Raw genomic sequence first — 18,490 nt, 5'->3', positions numbered from 1 at the left:
GTCGGCGCTGGCCTGGCGCGAATGCCCGCGCACGGCGCCGGGACCCGGCCAGATCGAGGTCCGCATGCAGGTCATCGGCCTGAACTACAAGGACCCGCTCAAGATCATCGGGCTGCTCGGTGAACGCGAGCTGGCGCCGACCTACTTCGGCACCGTGCCGGGGATGGAAGGGGTCGGGACCGTGGTGCGGGTCGGCGCAGGCGTCGACGACGTCGCGGTCGGCGATCTGGTCGCGGTGGCCTCCAAGGGCATGATGCGCCGCTACGCCGTGGTGGACCGGCAGCTCGCGGTCGTCCTGCCCGCCGACACCGATCCCGCCCACTGCACCAGCACCATCGCCTTCGGTACCGCCGAATACGCGCTGCTGGACCTGGCCCGGCTGGAGCCGGGGGAGACGGTGCTGATCCACGGCGCGGCCGGCGGCGTCGGCACCGCCGCCATCCAGGTGGCCAAGGCGCGCGGTGCCCGCATCATCGGCACCGCCAGCACCGACGAACGGCGCGCCCATGTGCTGGCCCTCGGCGCCGACTACGCGGTCAATTCGCGCTCGCTCAACTTCGTCGACGATGTGCTGGCTCTGACCGACGGTGCCGGCGCCGATGTGATCGTCAGCAGTGCGCCGGGGGAGATCCTGCGGCAGAACTTCAATGCCGCCGCCGAATTCGGCCGGATCGTGGAGGTCGGCAAGGCCGACATCTACACCGGCGGCCTGCTGGAGCTGGCCAACTTCGACAAGAACCTCGCCTACTACTCGATGGACCTGGACCGGCTGGTGGCGGTGCAGCCGCAACGGCTGGCCCGACTGCTGGAGCGGGTGTTCGAGAAGGTCACCGACGGCACCTACACGCCGCTGCCGTACCAGCTCTACGAAACCGAAGAGGTCAGCAAGGCGTTCGAGGAGACGTTGCGCTCCTCGCGGCCGGCCAGGATCGCGTTGCGGATGGATTCACCGCAACCGCCGGTGCGGCCGTATCTGCCGGAGATCGAGATCAGCGATAGCGCAAGCTATCTCGTCACCGGCGGCTTCGGCGGCTTCGGGTTGGCGATCGGCCGCTGGCTTGCTCTGCGCGGTGCGCGCCGGCTGGTGCTGCTCGGTCGGCGCGGACCGGCCACCGACGAGGCGCGCCAGCAGCTGGAGGCGTGGCGCACGGTCGGCATCGAGGTGATCTCCGAACTCGCCGACGTCACCGATGCCGACGCGATCGCCGAGGTCATCGCCCGCAACCACAGCGCCGAGCACCCGCTGCGCGGGGTGTTCCACGCGGCCGGCGCGGTGGCCGACAACCGCATCTCGAAGATGGAATACGCACAGCTGGACAAGGTCTACCGGCCGAAGGTGCACGGCGCGCAGGTGGTGCATCAGGCCGTTGCCGACGCCGGCATCACCCTGGATATGTTCGTGCTGTGCTCCTCGGGCGGTTCGATGTACGGCATCTACGGCCAGTACAACTACTGCGCGGCCAATGTCGCGGTGGAATCGCTGGCGGAGAAGTGGTCGCGCGCCGGTGAGCGGGCGCTGTGCATCGGCTGGGGCCACCTCTCCGGCGCCACCGGCGGCATGGCCTCCGACGAAACCGCCGAAAAGTACCTCGACCTGGTCGGTTTCGGCCCGATCGACATGGCCGACGCCACCGCCTATATGGAGCAGACCCTGCGGCTCGGGGTGTCGCGCGCGGCGATCATCCCCACCGACTGGGCCAAACTGACCGGCACCTTCCCGCAGCTGGCCCGCACCGGGCGCACCATCGCCCTGGCCAAGGCCTCCGCCAAGGACACCTCGGAGCTGGCGCGGCTGCGCGAGGAATTGGCGGCCATGGAGGAGACCAAACGCGGCCCGTACATCGCCCGCAAGATGGCCGAGGAACTGGCCGTGGTCATGGGTGTGCCGGTGGAGTCGATCGACATGACCGTTCCGGTGCCCGAATTGGGCCTGGACTCGCTGATGGCGGTCGAATTGGGCGCTCGCGTCACCAAGACGCTCGGCATCGACCTGATGTCGTTGCAGATGGGCCGCTCGTTCAGCCTGGAACAGGCGGGTCCGAAGGTGGCGGAGCTGATTCTCGCGCACGAGGCGGGGCAGACGCAGCCGGTGCCGGAAGCGCCCGTGGTGGTCGCCGTCGCCATGAACGGCCGCAGTGACGCGGGTGCCGCGCACCCGAACGGCAACGGTGCGACGGCGAGCGAGGTCGTCGACGAAGCGTCCATGGCCGTGGCCCGGTAGGGGAGCGAGGTCACCGACATGGTCGATTTCGGTCTCATCGATGAATGGGAGCCCGCGCCGGGCCGGCTCATCACCTGGGTGGCCTCACCGCGGTCGCTCGAGCGTGCGCAACAGGCGCCGGTGCATCCGGCGCCGCCGTCGCTGCAACAGGAGCAGTATCTGCGGCTGGCCGACCGGCACGCGCACGCCGAGTTCCGGTTCTCCGGGCTGTGCCTGGTCACCGCGGAAATCCCGATCGCGGACCTGGACCGGGATGCGATGACCCGGGTCATCCACCAGTTCCTGTTGCGGCACGACACCTTCCGCACCTGGTTCGCCATCGAACCGGGTGGGGTGGTGCGTCGGCATCTGGTGCCAGAGGACGCGGTCGAATTCGTGCCGATCGATTACGGCATGATCGACGACTCGGAATCGATTCGCACCCACGTGGAGAAGACGACACCGGGTCCGTTCCAATGGGATTGCTTCACCTTCGGTGCGATCGAACACGGAGAATCGACCACGGTGTACCTCGCCGTCGACCATCTGCACACCGACGGGCTCGGGCAGTACCTGTCCGCCTCCGACTTCGCGCAGCTGTACGCGGCCCAGATGTGGGGCGATGCGGAGCCGTTGCCGCCGGCGGCGAGCTACCTGGATTACTGCGTCGCCGAGCGGGCACACAGCGATCAGCTGACCTTGTCGTCGCCGGGCGTGCGCAAGTGGCTGGAGCTGTTGCGCGGCAACGACAATCGGCTGCCGTCGTTTCCGCTCGATCTCGGCAAACGGTCCGACGGATACAACCGCAGCGCCCATCGCAGCATCCTGCTGCTGGACGAGGACGACGCGGCCGGGTTCGAGCAAGTGTGCCGGGCGCACGATGCCGAATTCGTCGGCGGCGCGTTCGCGGCCGCCGCACTGGCCGAACGCGAACTCACCGATTCCGACTACTACTTCGGTATGACGCCGATCAGCACCAGAACCTCGGCGGCCGAAGGCAACTCGGTGGGCTGGTACGTGACGCTGGTGCCGGTCGCGTTCCCGCTCGGGCCGTCCACCCCCTACACCCGTGCGCTGACCATCGCCCAGCGCGCCTATGAGAACGGGCTCCGGCTGGCGCCCACGTCGTTTCACCGCGTGCTGGAACTGTTGCCCGCCGATTCCGAGATCAAGGCCGAGCCCGGCTGGGTCACCCCGATGATCTCGTTCATCGACGCACGGGATTTCGCCGGGCACGAGTTCTTCGACGAGATCACCGCCGGCGTGTACGCCAACCGCGCCGCCTCCGAGGAGGTGCTCATCTGGATCAACCGGCTGCCGACCGGGACGTGGCTGAGCGTCATCTATCCCGGTACCGAAATCGCGCACGCCTCGGTGGATCGGTATGTCGCCGCCATGAAATCGGTGTTCGTCACGATCGCCGCGACGGCGCGACCCCACTGACCCAGGAGGATATGTGCCCACCGTGTTCCGGGATCCGTGGATTCCCGACGGCGAGAAGTCGGTGTATTCGGTCCGGCCCGCCGATCAGCCGCAAGGCTTCGAGATGACCAACCTGATCGTGCGGGAGCCCGGCGGATACCTGTCCACGGTCGAGGCGCGGATCGGCGGGGCCGGGCGCGGTGGCACCGAACTGGCGATGACCATCGAACAGCGGTTCAAACGAGCAGGTGAGCGATTGCGCGCCGAGCACTATCGCGCCGAAACCCGTTCCGGTGGCATGGTCGTCTCGCGGGAAGAGGCGACCTTCCTGCACACCACGCATCTGCAATTCGGGGCCGGTCCGGCACCGTTTCCGCTGAACATCATGCCGATCGCCGGTGGACTGACGTTGCTGCGCGGTCTGGAGTTCACCGAGGGCCATGTGGAACAGATCGACGTGTGGCTGGCCTTCTCGGTGCATTGGCCGCTGATCGCCAGGATCGAAAAGCGCACCACCGTCGAGGTCCCCGCCGGTACCGTGCCGTGCTGGCAGGTGCGGCTGCGGCCCGGATTCGCGCAGGTGAACATGCTGCTGGACAAGGTGATCGGCGGAATCCTGCCGCCGTTTATCGCCCATTTCGAGGAGGCGGCGCCGCATCGGCTGGTGCGGATGAGTTTCCCCACTCAGCTGGCGCTGTCGGGGCAGCGGGCGCTGTTGGAGCTCACCGCATGACGATGATGCCGGACCTGGCGACGCTGCGGGCGAAGGTCAGCGGCGAGCTGTCGGCTTGGCTGGCCTTCGCCGGCTGCCTGATCGCGGTGTTCATGCAGATGATCGACGTGACCATCGTCAACACCGCGCTGCCGAACCTCACCGCCGAGCTCGGGGCCTCCCGGTCGGCGCAGCTGCTGGTGATCTCCGGTTACTCGCTGGCCTTCGCCTGCACGCTGCTGACGGCTGCCCGGATCGGCGCCATGGTGGGCCGGCGGGTGATGTTCCTGGCCTCGGTGGCGGCATTCACGGCCGCGTCGCTGTGGTGCGGGCTGGCCACCGGCGCGACGGAGCTGGTGATCGCCCGCGTGATCCAAGGTGCGGCCGGTGCCGGTATGGCGGCTCAGACCATCGCCATCCTGACCGCCAGTTTCCCGCGCGAACGTCATCCGCTGGTGTTCGCGCTGTACGGGGCAGTGGCGGGCTTCGCGGGGATGCTCGGGCCCATCGTCGGCGGCGCGCTGATCACCCTCGATATCGGTGGCTGGGGCTGGCGGTCGGTGTTCCTGATCAACCTGCCGATCGGTGTGTTCGCCTTCGCGCTGGCCTGGCGATATCTGCGGCTGGGGCGCCCGGAAGGCCGTGACCGGTTGGACCTCGGCGGGGTGGCGTTGTCCACGGCCGGGCTGTTCGCGCTGATCTTCGCGCTCGCCGAGATCCAGCAGCGCGGGTGGCGACCGGAGCTGATCGCGGTGATCGCGATCGGTGTGGCGTTGACGGCGGTGTTCGTGGTCCATCAGCGCCGGCAGGCCGAGCGCGGTGCGAGTGCGCTGCTGCGGCTGGACGTGTTCGCCGACCGTGCTTTCCGCATCGGATCGGTGCTGGTCGGCGCGTTCTTCGGACTGTTCACCGCGTTCGTCTTCGCCGCCTCGATCACCATGCAGGACGTACTCGGTTATTCGCCGTGGCGCACCGGGCTGGTGATGACGCTGTTCGCTGTGGGGGCGGGCATCGGGGCGATCAGTTCGCTGATCCTGGTGCAGCGCTGGGGGATTCGCGTCCTCGCGACGGGCATCGCGCTGTTCGGCGGATGCATGGCCGCGGGTGCTGTCTACCTGCAGCTGAGCGGGGGCGAGATCAACGCGCTGTTGTGGGCCGGCCCGGTGTTCGCGTCAGGTTTCGGGGTCGGCATCTTCGGGGTGCAGGTGCAGCCGATCATGCTGTCCGGGCTGGACGCGGACCGCATGTCGGAGGCCTCCGGTGTACTGCCGACCATCGAGCAGGTGGGGAACGCGGTCGGGCTCGCTGTGCTGACGACGCTGTTCTTCGGTTCCCACACCGTCGGGGGCACGATCACCATGATGGCGGCGATCGCCGTGGTGGCGATAGGGTTGGCCGGATTGACGCTGGCGATGCCGGAGGTCGGCGAGGGTTCTCACATCGAGTAGCCGGCCGCGGTCGCACACCCCACGTGCGGCGCCCTTCAGCAGATCAGCCCGATCGCTGGGACCAAGCGAGCATCTCGGTTTTCGCTCGGCCCATCTGCGGGGCGCCCGGGCCGACCCGACGGCCACAGGCGCATGCCAAAGGCTACTGCGCCGCGGTGCTGCGCTTGGGCAGCTTCCAGCCCGGCCGGGGGAAGTGGCAGGTGTACCCGTCGGGGAAGCGCTCGAGGTAGTCCTGGTGTTCGGGCTCGGCCTCCCAGAACTCGCTCGCCGGGGTCACCTCGGTGACCACCTTGCCCGGCCACAGCCCGGAATCCTCGACGTCGGCGATCGTCTCCAGGGCGGTGCGGCGCTGGTCCTCGTCGAGGTAGAAGATGGCTGACCGGTAGCTGCTGCCGATGTCGTTGCCCTGGCGATCCTTGGTGGTGGGGTCGTGGATCTGAAAGAAGAATTCCAGCAGGGCGCGGTAGTCGGTCTGATCCGGGTCGTAGACGATCTCCACGGCCTCGGCATGCCCGGGGTGATTGCGGTAGGTCGGGTGGTCGTTGCCGCCGCCGGTGTAGCCGACGCGGGTCGACAGCACGCCGGGCTGCTTGCGGATCAGGTCCTGCATTCCCCAGAAGCATCCGCCCGCCAGAACCGCTGTCCGTGGATCGCTCATGCCGTCTCCTTCTCCTCACCGTCCCGATGCCGATGTCCGGGTTCTCCGTGGACCCGGGCTTCCGGTCGACCCGTAGAACGTGTCGGTTCACCGGATAATTCCGCACTCGGGGCAGTAGCGGCAAGGACCGGCGCGGGCGTACCCCGGCCTACGGGCAACCGTACGTGCTGCCGCTGTGGTCGGTGCCGGGCCCGCTCCGAGCGACTCCGCGGCTCTGTCGATAGCTACTCTTCGGCGAACACCCTTGTGGCACAACGGCATATCGATGACAATGAAACGGGCCGTCATTCGGCTCCTGGGGACGTATCGGCCGTCGCGCCGCACCGATAAGTGGGGATCAGATGAGAGTCAAACGTTTCACCGTCACCGCTGCACTCGCCATCGGCATGATCGGGGCGACCACCGGCGTCGTACAGGCCCACCCGGCCTCGCCCGCCACCGACACCGTCGCGGTGCAGGGCGCCGAACAGGGCATCGGCTATACTGCGGGCCCGACCGCCGACGGCAAGGCCGTCGCCGCCACCGTCGACCAGGGTGGTTTCGCCCTCGCCGCGGGCGGCACCGCCGTCACCCTCACCGATGGCACCGGCCGGGTCGTTCTCACGCTCCCGATGGCCTTCGTCGCCGACGGCCACAAGTTCGGCCTCGCACCGCAGATCACCGACGCCGGCCGAACCCTCACGCTCACCCCGGTCGGCGCGCCGGCCGCCACCACCGACCGCATCGCCTCCTTCGTCGACGACGATGCGGCCACGCTGGCCCGCAAACAGCACAACGCCGGCGTCGGGGCGCTCATCGGCGCCGGTATCGGCGCGGTCCTCGGGTTCTTCCTCGGCGGTGTCGGGGCCCTGGTCACCGTGCCGATCGGTGCGGGGATCGGAGCCCTGATCGGATTCGCCACGCCGTAGTCCCGCTGGACCGCGATGGTGCGGGTGTGGCACGAGCCACGGCGGCTCACGAGTCGCCCGGGCGGGCTCCTTCGGGTTCGGCAGATGTGACCCGTCTCGGGCGAGATCGCGGAGGACCGGTGCCGCATCGCCGTGACCGTGGTGGCCGGGTACGCCGGTTCAGCTCGTGAACGGCACGTGGGCCGCCGGGCAGCCACTAGCGGGCAGGGTCAGATCGATCAGATAGCGCTCCCGGACGGCGCGCACGCATGGGCTGGTCGGATCGTGGCCATGGCCGGGGACCACCATCAGGTGGGCGTTGCCGAGTGCCGCCTGCGCCCGCTGGGCGGCGGGCAAGGGAGTGGCGGGATCGAACCGGTTGTTGATCAGCAGCGCCGGGGTCTGCGTATGCAACGTCCACGGTCCCGTGTAGCGCTGCGGATAGCCCTGTTCGGGCACGGGCCAGGAAGCGCAGGCTTGCAGCGGATACAGCCAGTACCCGCCGAAAGTGGGTGCGGTGCGGTCGAGTTCGCGAGTGAGCGTCGGCCAGCGGTCCGGATCGCGGGGGAGTGTGTTGTCGGCACAGGTGATCGCGACGAAGGACTCGAGGAAGTCGTAACTGAACGGCGCCTGTACCAGCACCGCGCGAGCGGCGCCGGGATCGCCCAGCGCGCCGCGTTCGAGCTCGGCCAATAACTGCGCCAGTGCGGACCACCCCTGGTCGGGGTCGTAGAGCAAGGCCGCGTGGACCAACATCAAGTCGTGGTAGCTGAAGGCAAAGCATCGGTGCCCGACCCGATGACGATCGGGGCCTGCTCGAGCCGATCCAGCAGCGCGGTATGCCGCTGCCGTACGTTCTCACCGGCGAAGGCGCACTCACCGGTCCCGCCCGCCTCGCACAGCCTGAGAAATTCGGTGAGCACTTCTTCGGTGCCGGCGGCGGCGTCACCGAGCGAGGCGACGCTGTCGTTGGTATACCGCTGCGGGTCGATCATGGAACCGAGTTGCAACGCGCGCACCCGCTCGGGGAACAGCGCGCCATACACCTGGCCCAGGTAGCTGGCGTAGGAGTACCCGATGTAGTTCATCTGCGACTCGCCGACAGCGCGCCGCAGCAGATCCAGGTCGCGCGCCGCGTCGACGGTGGTCAGGTAGGGAAGCGTGGCACCGCTGTGCTCGGCGCACCCGGTGGCCAGTGCCCCAGCCGCCGCCGCGGCAGCTCTTTCCTGTTCGGCATTCACCGGTGGGATCCGCAGCGCGTCCCAGAATTGTTGCTGTGCGGCGTCATCGGCAAAGCATCTGACCTGCCCACTGCGCCCGATCCCACGCTGATCGAAGGTCACCACATCGAATCGTTGCCCGAGCTCACCCGACAGCAGATCGGTATCACGAGCCCAGTCGTACCCGGATCCACCGGGACCGCCGACCGCGCCGAACAACGTCCCGATCCGCCGACCCGGATCGGCCGCGGGCCGGCGAATCACCGCCAGCGACAACGTCTCCCCGTCCGGTTGCGCATAGTCCAGCGGAGCCTGCGCCTGCGCACACTCGTACCGCTCTAGCCCGGGCTCACCACACCGACCCCAGTCCAGTCGGGGAGTAGGCGCGGCATCAGCTTGCGCGACCAACCGGTCGAGCTGCGCTGCCGCGCCATCGGGGTCCTGCTGCCCGGAGTCCACGCACCCGGCTATCGCCGTGGCCATTACCAGCGCAAGAACAGCTCTCATCCACCGCACTCTCCGATGATCCGCCGCCCCCGACCGGCCGGCATCCTCCTTTGGATCGACATCGACCCGGAGACCGCCTCCGGGCAAACACCGTCGTGCGGGCCGGACGGTCCGCGTGCGGTCGGCACCGAGTTCCGTTGCTCCGAGCGGTGCCGGTTGACGATCGTGCTCGATGACCCGGCCGATCGCAGACTGCAGGCGATCGGACCGGCCCGGTCTGCGGCGGCCACCGGCGCACTCGCGTGCGGGGGCCACGGAGCTGGACGGCTCGTGGAGGAGGACAACGGGCAACGATGCGCACGAGATTACGTGGAATCGCACCGAAATTCGGTGCCACATAGCATAATAGGCCTTTGCTCAGGGGAAGACCGCACCTGAATCCGGGGGACAATGCTGGCCCGTAGGACGCTGCTGCATGCTGCGCTGATCGCTCCGCTGGTGGGCTGCGGTGACGGCGTGCTGGGGACGCCGGGGGCGGTGCGGATCGCGGTGGCGTGGAGTGGGTCGGAGTTGGCGGCGTTTCGCCGGGTGCTGGAAGCGCTGGGACTATCGGGCTCGGTGGATGTGATCCCGCTCGGCGACGAGATCGGCACCGCGTTGACCGGAGGACGTTCGGCGCCGGAGCTGGTCATGTTGCCGCTGGCGGGCCGCGTGCGCGAGCTGGCGGCGCACGGGGCGCTGCAGGATGTGCCCGAATCGTTGTGGGCCGACGAAGCGCAGGAACCGCGCTATCCGGCGGTATGGCGCGGGCTGCTCTACCACGACGGACGACCCTACGGAGTGCCGTTCAAGGCGGCGGACAAATCGCTGGTCTGGTTCGACCGGGAATCGGCGCGCGAATACGAGCTCGGCGATCCGTCCCGGTGGACGCTGGAGGACTGGCTCACCCGCATCGAGTTCCTCGCCGGCACGGACATGCACCTGCTCGCGTTCGCCGCGGGGGACGGCTGGGCATTGACCGACCTGTTCGAAAACCTGCTCTACGCCGAATCTCCGGACACCTACACCACGCTCGCCGCCGCAGGCGCGGACGCGGTGTGGGAACGCGACGCGGTGCGCGCGGCTCTGCATCGGCTCGGCACCTGGTCGGTGCACGGTTCGGCCTACCCCGGCGGCATCGGCACGGCCCTCACCATGCAGTTCTCCGATGCGGTGCGGGAGGTGTTCGAACGGCGCCGCGCGGTGATGGTGGTGGCACCGGATTTCGCCGAGCCGGTTGTGCGCAAGGCCGTCGCCGCCTCGGGCCGCAATCCCTACGACGTCGTCGGCGTCACAGGGTTTCCCGCCATCGAGGCCGACGGGCCCGCGCCACGGATATTCGGCGGCGACGCGCTGGTGCTGAACCGGGCCGCCGACGAACGGGCCGAGCGGGTGCTCATCGCGCTGGCCGCGCCGTCGGCGCCGTTGCAGTGGATTAATTCGTTCCACGGTTTCCTCGCCCCCAACCTGGCCACCGACGCCGCCTATTCGCCGTTCCTGCGGATGTCGGCCCAGCGCCTGCGCGGTGAGGTGGTCTTCGAGCTACCCGACCGCTTCGGCCCGGCGGGCGGGCGGCACGAATTGTGGCGGGTGCTGACCGAGTACCTGATCGCCGTCGACGCCGACCGCGCCCACGTCGCTCGCGCGGTCAACCAGGCCGTTCTCGCTCTGGCCGGGCGGTGACTCCCGGCCGATGAACACCAACCCCGGTTTCTCCAGTAACGGTGTGCGGTTCGAGCTCGCGACGCGGCGCATGCGTGGCGCGCTGATCGGCGGCAGGCACCCCTGGCGCGGCTGGGAACGCGCCCAGCTCGTGCCGGCGGCGCTGCTCCTGGTGGTGTTACTCGTCGCCTCGGCGTGGACGGTGGCGACCGCCGGGGCACGGGTGGGTGTTCCGCTGGCGGTGCTCGCGTGCGGGGTTGTCGCGGTCTTCGTGCTGCGGAAGGCGGTGCGTCCGCAGCCGAGAGCGCTCATGTGGACGGTGTATGCCGTGGTGCTGGCGCCTGGTCCGTTGCTGTTCTGCCGCATCGCGAGTGCCGTCGAGCTCGGAGTGTACGCGCGCACGTTGCTGTTCGTGGCCGCCGGTCTGGTGTTGATGGCGCTGGCACTGGCCGCGGCCTGGTTCGGACGCGGAGTCCGCTGGGTGTGGTTGCCGCTGGTGGTGCCGTTCGGCATCGCCGCGTTCGTCTCGGGCCTGGCGTTCCGGGTGATGTTCGACCAGGCGGTGCCCGTCGGCGACGTCGATACCTTCCGCACGGGGTACCGGTGGATGCCGTTGTTCGCCTTCTGGTGGACCTGGTTCGGTTTCCTCGCAGGCATCTTCTCGGCGGCGCTGCGCGCGATCGAAGCGGACTCGGTGCGCTGGGGTTACCTCACCGCGCCCACTACCTCGATGCGGCCCGCGGTGCTGATGTGGCGGCTACTGAGGCTGATGCAACCGGTGCTGTTGGTCACCGGGATCGCCGTAGTGGTCGCCGCCGCACGGGTTTTCGACGTGATCCTCATCGGCGTCCCGGCCGCCTACCAGTACCAGCGCGACAGCGCGACCGTGCGCTGGTGGCGGTTGGTGGCGGGCGAGAGCAGCACCGCCGAGGCGGCGATGTATTCGGTCCCGTTGGCGGTCCTGGTCGGCATGTGCGCGTTCGCGCTGTGGAAGGCCGGCGGCGCCAGGGAAATCCGGCTGCCGCTGCGTCCGAATCCGCATGAGCCCTATGGCGTTCCGCGGACCGGGTGGCCGACCACGGCGTTCGCGGTGCTGGTTGCCGTGGTATTCGCGACGCCGCTGCTCATGCTGCTGTGGGTGTCGACGCGTCGTCCGGGTGGTCACGGCTGGCCCGCGCTCGGCCGGGTCTGGGAGGCGGGCCTGCCGTCGACGCTGGGTCTGACGACCTTGGTCGCGACCGTCGCCACCGTGCTCGCGGTCTCGGCTGCGCTGCCGGTGGCGCGCTGGTTGTCGACCACCGCCTCGGGCACCTGGCGATTCCGCATCGCCATCACCGGGCTGGTGGTGCTGGCCGTGCTGCCCGCCCAGATGTACCTCGGGCCGATCGACCAGGTGAGCGGGGCACTGGGGTTTTCCGGGACGCAATACCCGTTGATGCTGGTGCACGCGGCGGCCGGCATCCCGGTCACCGTGCTGATCCTGCGCGGCGCGCTACGGGCGGCCGCAGAGAATCCACGCACGGCCGCGATCCATGGTCTGGCCCGGCCGGGCGCGGTGGCGCGACGGCTGTGGGCCGGGGCCGGCGGCGCGATAGTCGCCGCCGCGGTGCTGGAATTCGTTCAGGTGTGGAACGACTTCTTCGTCAGTCTCATGATCAGCGGGGCCGGGGTGAGCCCGTGGTCGCTGCTGCTGTGGGGTGAGGCCCGCCACTTCGAAGAGAACCTGCCGCAACTGGCGGCGGGATCACTGGTTTTCGCGATCGTTCCGGTCACGCTGTTGCTGGCGACGTGGCGCCGGTTCCTGGTGCCCGCGCTCACCGGAGGAGTGCTGCGGTGACCGATCAGACGCGGCAGCCGCGATCCCCGGTGGTGCGGGCGGTGCCGTCGACCGGAATCCGGCTGCGGTTCGGCGGTGGTGCGCTGGCCGGCGCCATCCTGCTCGGGCTGGTCATCAATATCGTGTCGAGCCTGTTCCTCGAACGTGGTGTCGGCCTGCTGATCTCGGTGGGGCTGCTGGTGATCGGCGTGATCGTCGTCGTGGTGCTCGTTGTCAGGTGGTTGTCGGCCGAACAGCGCAGGCTGCGCGAAAGCCCATACACCGCACGAGAACTCGAACTGCTCGCCCGATTCGACGATGCCGAGACCCCGATCGGCGTGCATACGTGCGCGCAGCACCCGGTCACCGTTCGCGACGATTGCGGTGTCGAGGCGAGCGTGCTGGGTGCGCTGCCGGTCCATGAATACACCGCCGCCGCCCTGCTCGACGTGCTGACCGCCGTACTGGACGCGCCCACCCGCATCCCCGCCGCCGGCGAGCCCGCGTATGCGAGCGCGCCGCTGCTGCTCGCCGAACTCGAGCGCCAGGGTTGCATCGAGGCCGCCGGAGTGCAGCAGTACCGGGTCGTGACGGTGCCGCCGGCCGGCGCGATGGCCGACGTGCGCGCGCACGTGCAGTGGCAGGCCGCGATCACCGCCCTGGCTCGCCATCATGCCGATCAAGCCGAACGGTGGGCGATCGGCCTCGGCACGCTGCGCTTCGCCGCCGCCGCGCGGCGCTGGTTCGAAGCGGAAGAACCGTTCCTGCGCCGGCTCGTACTCGGCTGCGCGGCGCTCGGAGCGCGGCTGCCACGCAGCGTGACGCCGGGACTGATCCGGATCAGCGACGCCCTCGACGTCTGGCACGCGCGCACCGGCGGCTACGACGTCGAACTGGCCGAGGCGATAGCCGGGCTGCCCGGGCTGGACACTTTCGGGGCGCACGCCGCCCAGGTGCAGCTGCGCGCGGGCCGCGCCGAACGCGCGCCCCGCACCGGCGAGGGCGGACGCTACGCCGACCTGGCCGCTCGCCGCGAACACGCGGCAGCCCTCGGCGAGCTTCCCGTCCCGGCGGCGGCCGACCCGCAGCTGCTGGAACAGACCCGCAAACGGCTCGAACGGGTGTGGTGGATGCTGCCGCGCGAGGACATCCCCGGCGAGGTCTGCGCGCTGGTCAACCTCGGCGTGGTCCTGCTGTGCCAGGGTCGCCTCGACGACGCACAGGATCGCCTCGAACTGGCGGAAGCGCTGACCAGCCAGGGCCGCGACCCGGGCGGTCGCGCGCACATGCACGAGATCCTCGGACATGTCTGGTGGGCGCGCGGCGAAGGCATCCGGGCGCTGCGGTGCTGGCGGCTCGCGCTCACCGCGAACCGCGCGCTGTGCGACGACCACGCCGTCGCCCGCTGCCTCCAGCATCTGGCTGCCGCGGTGATCGTCGACCCGCGCTGCGCCGACGACGTGCTCGGCCCGGACCCACAACGCCTACCGCGTATCGCGGTGAAGGAAGCGACCGGCTGGCTCGCCCACGCACTCCGGCTCGATCCCCGCGCGCTGACCGCCCGCGACTACCGCGACCTGGCGATCAGGCACTACGGCATCACACCGCGCAGCAGTATCGGCCAGTGGCCGCTGGCACTCGAAGAAAGTGTGCCGAGCGACTGATCAGTCCGGCGGTTCCTGCGCGCCTTCGGTCTCGGCCAGCTCCGGTGCCACTTCGCGAGTCGCCATCCGTCGCGGCCCTGATCGGTGGGGCCGGGGCGATCCTTCTCCTGCTCGTCGACGTCGTCGGTGTCGTTGTCGGTGTGTCGGGGCATGAGAATCCTCCTTGGTGTTGTCAGCGCAGTACCCGCTTCCGGCGGTTTCGATCACGCGCCGATGCCACGATCTCCGTGGCGAACCCACCGCGGCTTGGCTGCCCCATGCGGACAGCCGGGTCAGGCGGCCTGATGGATCCCGCGCGCGGAGTCACCGATCACGGCGGTCTCGGCCCCGGTCAGCGTGCGGATGAACGCGATCTGCGCGGCTCGTCCACGCGCGGCCGAGCGTTCGAATTGGCCGGGTACGGCCCGCGCCCAGACCGTACGGGCGAAGTTGATCGGCGCGCGAAGCATCGGATACCACGGCAACGTGTAGGCGGGAAGCCCGAGTTTCTTCATCGCGTCAGGGCCGAGCAACATGGTGGCGATCGACAGGTGCTGGGAGCGGGCGATGCGGCGGCGCGGTCCGGCGAGGTGCTCGTAATGCCAGTGCAGCGGTTCATCGCGCATCGGCAGCGCCAGCTGGGGCGAGGTCTCGTCGGGGTTCGTGATCGCCGTCATCGTGTGGTAGAGGATGCGGACGCTGTCACGGAAATCCTTGGGCAGGAAGCGTTCTTCCACCCCCATCACCCAGCCGACGTAGCGGGTGAAGTGCGCGACGGCTTCGGCGTCACGCGGGGTCACCACCCCGCCCATGCCGATGGCACCGATCATCGGAGCGATGAGCGCGCCGATGATCGTGGCCGCCATATCGGTCTGGTTGATCGGCAGGCCCCACTGCTCGCCGCGCCAATCCGGCTGAGCCGCGATATGGCGGCGGACCATCGAGTGCACCATCCGCACGTGCACGGTCGACCGGTAGCCGAGGCCCAGCGGCCGCATGCCGTTCGTCGAGGTGACGTCCATCGCCCACTGCGTCGTCTCGGCGAACCGCTTGGCCGGGCCCTTCTCCAGAGCACCTGTGCGCAGCAGGGTTTGGTTGAAACCGGAGGCCAGGTAGCCGCCGAGCAACGACATGTCGCGGGCGACGTAGAGCCCGTCGCGGCCGCCGAGACCGAAGACGAGTTCGGCCCGCCGGATCTTTTCCCAGTCGACCCACTCGGGCACGGCTTCGACGTACTCGAAGAAATCCCGCAACGGCGCCGGCGCCTCGGGCACGCCATCGATACCTTGGCGAAGCACGCGCTCGAACAGCGGACGGGTTTCGGCCATCCCCCCGCGGTACATCCAGTCCACCAGCTCGTCCATCGGCCGGTCGCCGATGGTCAGCGCCGCACCCAGCTCATCGAACTGCGCGGGCGTCGGCTTGCGCACGCCGAGGGCGCGGGCGAACGGTGCCAGCCCGAGTCCGGGAACGGTTTGCGGCGCGTCCGGATGCCTGGCCGGGATCGTCGAAGCCATGGTCACTCTCCTTTGAGTAGGCGCGCACGGCGGGTACCGCAGGGATCGGATGGTGCCCTCGTCCGCAGCTTCTGGCAAGAGTCTCTACCAGAATTACGGTTTTGGCAAGGGTTGCTACCAGAGCTCGGGTTCCCGGTCGGGAGTGCCGTGTACGTGGCAACCGCCCGACTCGGCCACGTGTAGTTCGGGCAAGAGGACGCCTGGTGACGCCGGTTCACCCCGGCACCGCCGCGGGGCTTATGCGCCGGAACGCGCGCCGCCAAGGCCAGGCAGTTCACCCCCATCGGGTGATTCGTCCAACGTCGACGGCCCCTAGCGTCGGTGTCGCGCGCGGTGAGCGGCCGCGCGGCTGTTTCGCCCGCTCGCCCGGTGATGGTCCGGCAGTCGAAAGGGGTGCCGCATGAACGGTGTCGTGGTCGCGGTCGTCGGCGTACTGCTGTGCTTCTACGGGATCCGCTCGGTTCATCTTGGGATCCTGGCGATCGGGTTCGGGCTCGGCTGGATGATCGCCGACCTGTTCAACGCCTCGTTCTGGTGGCTGCTGCTGGTCGCTCTCATCGGCGCGATCTCCTCGTGGGTGGTGACCTCGCTGATCTTCCGGTTCGCCTCGTACTTCATCGGCGGGCTCACCGGCGCCATGATCGGCACCAAGCTCGCGATGGTGCTGCAACCCGGCGACAAGAACTGGGCGCTGAGCATGATCGTCGCGCTCGCGGTCTGCGTCGCCGGCGCGTTCCTCGCGCAGAAGTTCCGTGCCCGCGCGCTGCTGTGGCTGACCTCGATCGGCGGCGCCAGCATGATCCTCAGCGGCGTCGCCCGCATGAACGACTCGCTGGAATTCCTGCGCAGCCCCGACCCCGGCTGGCAGCAGGTCACCTCCACGCTGGCCTGGATCGGGCTGTCGGTGCTCGGCTGGATCACCCAGCGCCACCTGTTCGCCGAGAAGCTCGGCATCGAGCACCTTGCGGGCGACGACGACAAAACCGACATGCGTCAACGCAACGGCGGCTGGCCGGCCGGGTGAGGGCCCCGCACCGTACCTCGGTGCGCGCCATCAGCGGATCTCACAATGCGGTATCCGGCTCCGGTGATGTCACCGGGCCTGACTAGCATTTATGCGGCGAACCTTTCGATCAAGCCCCGAGGATCTGCGTTGACGACTGAACAACTCGACCGCTGGAACAGCCAGGAAGCAGCCGCTGAGGCGATGATCCCGATCATCGGTACGTTGTATCGAGACAAGGGCGTGACGATCCTGCTGCACAGTCGATCGCTGGTGAACAAGTCGGTGATCAGCATCCTGCGGACCCATCGTTTCGCCCGCCAGATCGAAGGCGAAGAGCTGTCGGTCGGCGAGACGCTTCCCGTGCTCCAGACGCTCACCGAGCTGGACCTCGGTCCGTGCAAGATCGATCTCGGCCAGCTGATCATGGCCTACCGCGCCGACGATCGCGGCTTGTCGATCCGCGAGTTCACCGCCGCCATCCTGGCCGATGTCACCAACGGCAAGGTGCAGTCGAACGGGCCGCGAGACGTGGTCCTGTACGGCTTCGGGCGCATCGGCCGGCTGGTGGCCCGGCTGCTCATCGAGAAGGCCGGCTCCGGTAACGGACTGAACCTGCGGGCGGTGGTGGTGCGCCGCGGCGGAGCCGACGACCTGGTCAAGCGTGCCTCGCTGCTGCGCCGCGATTCGGTGCACGGCCAGTTCAACGGCACCATCAAGGTCGACGCCGACAACGACACGATCATCGCCAACGGCAACGTCATCAAGTTCATCTACAGCAACGACCCGGCGGCCGTCGACTACACCGAATACGGCATCGACAACGCCATCCTCATCGACAACACCGGCAAGTGGCGCGACCGTGAGGGCCTGTCCAAGCACCTGCGCCCCGGTATCGCGAAGGTCGTGCTCACCGCGCCCGGTAAGGGTGACGTGCCCAACATCGTGCACGGCGTCAATCATCGTGGCCTCGACCTGACGCAGCAGATCTTCTCCTGCGCCTCGTGCACCACCAACGCGATCGTGCCGCCGCTGAAGGCGATGGACGACGAATTCGGCATCCTGCGCGGCCACGTGGAGACGGTGCATTCGTTCACCAACGACCAGAACCTGCTCGACAACTACCACAACGCCGACCGCCGCGGCCGCTCCGCGCCGTTCAACCTGGTACTCACCGAGACCGGCGCCGCCTCCGCCGTCGCCAAGGCCATGCCCGACTTCAAGGCCAAGATCACCGGCAACTCGATCCGCGTCCCCACCCCGGACGTCTCGATGGCCATCCTCAACCTGCACCTCGAGCGGGAAACCAGCAAGGCCGAGGTGAACGATTACCTGCGCCGGGTCTCCCTGTCCGGCCCGCTGAGCCGCAACGTCGATTACACCGCCGCCACCGACGTCGTCTCCAGCGACTTCATCGGCTCCCGCGCCGCCTCCATCATCGACGCCAACGCCACCATCGTCGAAGGCGACACCGCCATCCTCTACGTCTGGTACGACAACGAATTCGGCTACTCCTGCCAGGTGGTGCGCACCGTCCAGTACATCTCGGGCATCGAATACCCGACCTACCCACAGCTCGAGGCGTCACAGGAAGTGGCGGCGGTCGCGGGCTGATCCGCCGTTCCGCTCGACATCACCGCGAGATCCGGGGACGCCACATGGCTCCCCGGACCCTCGTCGCTCGGCGGCACCACCTCGATTATCGCTTGTCCCGATGTTCGGGCAGCACCATCGCCAGGATCAGCACGACCAGCGGCAGGCCGGTTGCGATGACATACCCCAGCGTGATCACGGCGTCGCCTCGGTCGGTCCGAGG

Annotated in this window: 14 protein-coding genes; 10 read left to right on the top strand and 4 right to left on the bottom strand. The window is 68.8% G+C overall.

Annotated features, from left to right (window positions below; all coding sequences use genetic code 11):
* The 4 genes from RJ05_RS13480 to RJ05_RS13465 form a co-directional block, all read left to right on the top strand.
* A partial coding sequence (locus RJ05_RS13480) for an MDR/SDR family oxidoreductase (protein ID WP_036537435.1) occupies positions 1-2,221 on the top strand: 2,221 nt, incomplete at its 5' end.
* 18 nt (positions 2,222-2,239) lie between these two features.
* Entirely contained in the window at positions 2,240-3,643 is a 1,404-nt protein-coding gene (locus RJ05_RS13475) for a condensation domain-containing protein (protein WP_036537434.1), read from the top strand.
* A gap of 13 nt (positions 3,644-3,656) precedes the next feature.
* Positions 3,657-4,355, top strand: a complete 699-nt coding sequence (locus RJ05_RS13470) for a hypothetical protein (RefSeq protein ID WP_036537432.1) — start codon at positions 3,657-3,659, stop codon at positions 4,353-4,355.
* Positions 4,352-5,782 (top strand): MFS transporter, encoded by a 1,431-nt coding sequence (locus RJ05_RS13465; RefSeq protein WP_051016540.1) that lies wholly within the window; start codon positions 4,352-4,354, stop codon positions 5,780-5,782. The genes RJ05_RS13470 and RJ05_RS13465 overlap by 4 nt, the downstream gene beginning before the upstream one ends.
* Before the next feature lie 142 nt (positions 5,783-5,924).
* Here the strand turns inward: RJ05_RS13465 and msrA are convergent, their stop codons facing one another.
* A complete protein-coding gene (gene msrA, locus RJ05_RS13460; RefSeq protein WP_036537431.1) occupies positions 5,925-6,440 on the bottom strand; it encodes a peptide-methionine (S)-S-oxide reductase MsrA in 516 nt (171 codons plus the stop codon).
* 341 nt (positions 6,441-6,781) lie between these two features.
* Between msrA and RJ05_RS13455 the strand changes: the two genes are divergently transcribed.
* A complete protein-coding gene (locus RJ05_RS13455) occupies positions 6,782-7,348 on the top strand; it encodes a DUF8020 domain-containing protein (RefSeq protein WP_051016539.1) in 567 nt (188 codons plus the stop codon).
* Between the two features lie 159 nt (positions 7,349-7,507).
* Here the strand turns inward: RJ05_RS13455 and RJ05_RS32295 are convergent, their stop codons facing one another.
* The gene (locus tag RJ05_RS32295) at positions 7,508-8,083 is read right to left on the bottom strand and encodes an alpha/beta hydrolase (RefSeq protein WP_228789738.1); all 576 of its coding nucleotides are present in this window, start codon (positions 8,081-8,083) and stop codon (positions 7,508-7,510) included.
* Positions 8,083-9,054 (bottom strand): alpha/beta fold hydrolase, encoded by a 972-nt coding sequence (locus RJ05_RS32290; protein ID WP_228789735.1) that lies wholly within the window; start codon positions 9,052-9,054, stop codon positions 8,083-8,085. The genes RJ05_RS32295 and RJ05_RS32290 overlap by 1 nt, the downstream gene beginning before the upstream one ends.
* 390 nt (positions 9,055-9,444) lie before the next feature.
* On the opposite strand from RJ05_RS32290, the gene RJ05_RS13445 reads away from it, so the two are divergent.
* The 3 genes from RJ05_RS13445 to RJ05_RS13435 are packed head-to-tail and all read left to right on the top strand — an operon-like array spanning position 9,445 to position 14,175.
* Positions 9,445-10,716, top strand: a complete 1,272-nt coding sequence (locus RJ05_RS13445) for an ABC transporter substrate-binding protein (RefSeq protein ID WP_036537430.1) — start codon at positions 9,445-9,447, stop codon at positions 10,714-10,716.
* Positions 10,717-10,726: 10 nt separating this feature from the next.
* Positions 10,727-12,532, top strand: a complete 1,806-nt coding sequence (locus RJ05_RS13440; protein ID WP_036537428.1) for an ABC transporter permease family protein — start codon at positions 10,727-10,729, stop codon at positions 12,530-12,532.
* A complete protein-coding gene (locus RJ05_RS13435) occupies positions 12,529-14,175 on the top strand; it encodes a tetratricopeptide repeat protein (RefSeq protein ID WP_036537427.1) in 1,647 nt (548 codons plus the stop codon). The genes RJ05_RS13440 and RJ05_RS13435 overlap by 4 nt, the downstream gene beginning before the upstream one ends.
* Before the next feature lie 272 nt (positions 14,176-14,447).
* On the opposite strand, the gene RJ05_RS13430 is transcribed toward RJ05_RS13435, so the two are convergent.
* On the bottom strand, positions 14,448-15,671 hold the full coding sequence (locus RJ05_RS13430) for an oxygenase MpaB family protein (RefSeq protein WP_036537437.1): 1,224 nt from the start codon (positions 15,669-15,671) through the stop codon (positions 14,448-14,450).
* Between the two features lie 400 nt (positions 15,672-16,071).
* Between RJ05_RS13430 and RJ05_RS13425 the strand changes: the two genes are divergently transcribed.
* The gene (locus RJ05_RS13425; protein ID WP_036537426.1) at positions 16,072-16,695 is read left to right on the top strand and encodes a hypothetical protein; all 624 of its coding nucleotides are present in this window, start codon (positions 16,072-16,074) and stop codon (positions 16,693-16,695) included.
* Between the two features lie 129 nt (positions 16,696-16,824).
* Positions 16,825-18,288, top strand: a complete 1,464-nt coding sequence (locus RJ05_RS13420; protein ID WP_036537425.1) for a glyceraldehyde-3-phosphate dehydrogenase — start codon at positions 16,825-16,827, stop codon at positions 18,286-18,288.
* The last annotated feature ends 202 nt before the right edge of the window (positions 18,289-18,490 follow it).

Source organism: Nocardia cyriacigeorgica NBRC 100375 (assembly GCF_000308555.1).
GTDB classification, from domain to species: Bacteria; Actinomycetota; Actinomycetes; order Mycobacteriales; family Mycobacteriaceae; genus Nocardia; species Nocardia cyriacigeorgica.
Note: the sequence above shows the minus strand (reverse complement) of the source record. Positions and strands in the feature narration are given on the sequence as shown.

Excerpts from the sequence above, each read along its gene's own strand:
- RJ05_RS13475 (WP_036537434.1), top strand. The coding sequence starts at position 2,240 with ATGGTCGATTTCGGTCTCATCGATGAATGGGAGCCCGCGCCGGGCCGG.
- RJ05_RS13465 (WP_051016540.1), top strand. The coding sequence starts at position 4,352 with ATGACGATGATGCCGGACCTGGCGACGCTGCGGGCGAAGGTCAGCGGC.
- msrA (WP_036537431.1), bottom strand. The coding sequence starts at position 6,440 with ATGAGCGATCCACGGACAGCGGTTCTGGCGGGCGGATGCTTCTGGGGA.
- RJ05_RS13455 (WP_051016539.1), top strand. The coding sequence starts at position 6,782 with ATGAGAGTCAAACGTTTCACCGTCACCGCTGCACTCGCCATCGGCATG.
- RJ05_RS32295 (WP_228789738.1), bottom strand. The coding sequence starts at position 8,083 with ATGTTGGTCCACGCGGCCTTGCTCTACGACCCCGACCAGGGGTGGTCC.
- RJ05_RS32290 (WP_228789735.1), bottom strand. The coding sequence starts at position 9,054 with ATGAGAGCTGTTCTTGCGCTGGTAATGGCCACGGCGATAGCCGGGTGC.
- RJ05_RS13445 (WP_036537430.1), top strand. The coding sequence starts at position 9,445 with ATGCTGGCCCGTAGGACGCTGCTGCATGCTGCGCTGATCGCTCCGCTG.
- RJ05_RS13440 (WP_036537428.1), top strand. The coding sequence starts at position 10,727 with ATGAACACCAACCCCGGTTTCTCCAGTAACGGTGTGCGGTTCGAGCTC.
- RJ05_RS13430 (WP_036537437.1), bottom strand. The coding sequence starts at position 15,671 with ATGGCTTCGACGATCCCGGCCAGGCATCCGGACGCGCCGCAAACCGTT.
- RJ05_RS13425 (WP_036537426.1), top strand. The coding sequence starts at position 16,072 with ATGAACGGTGTCGTGGTCGCGGTCGTCGGCGTACTGCTGTGCTTCTAC.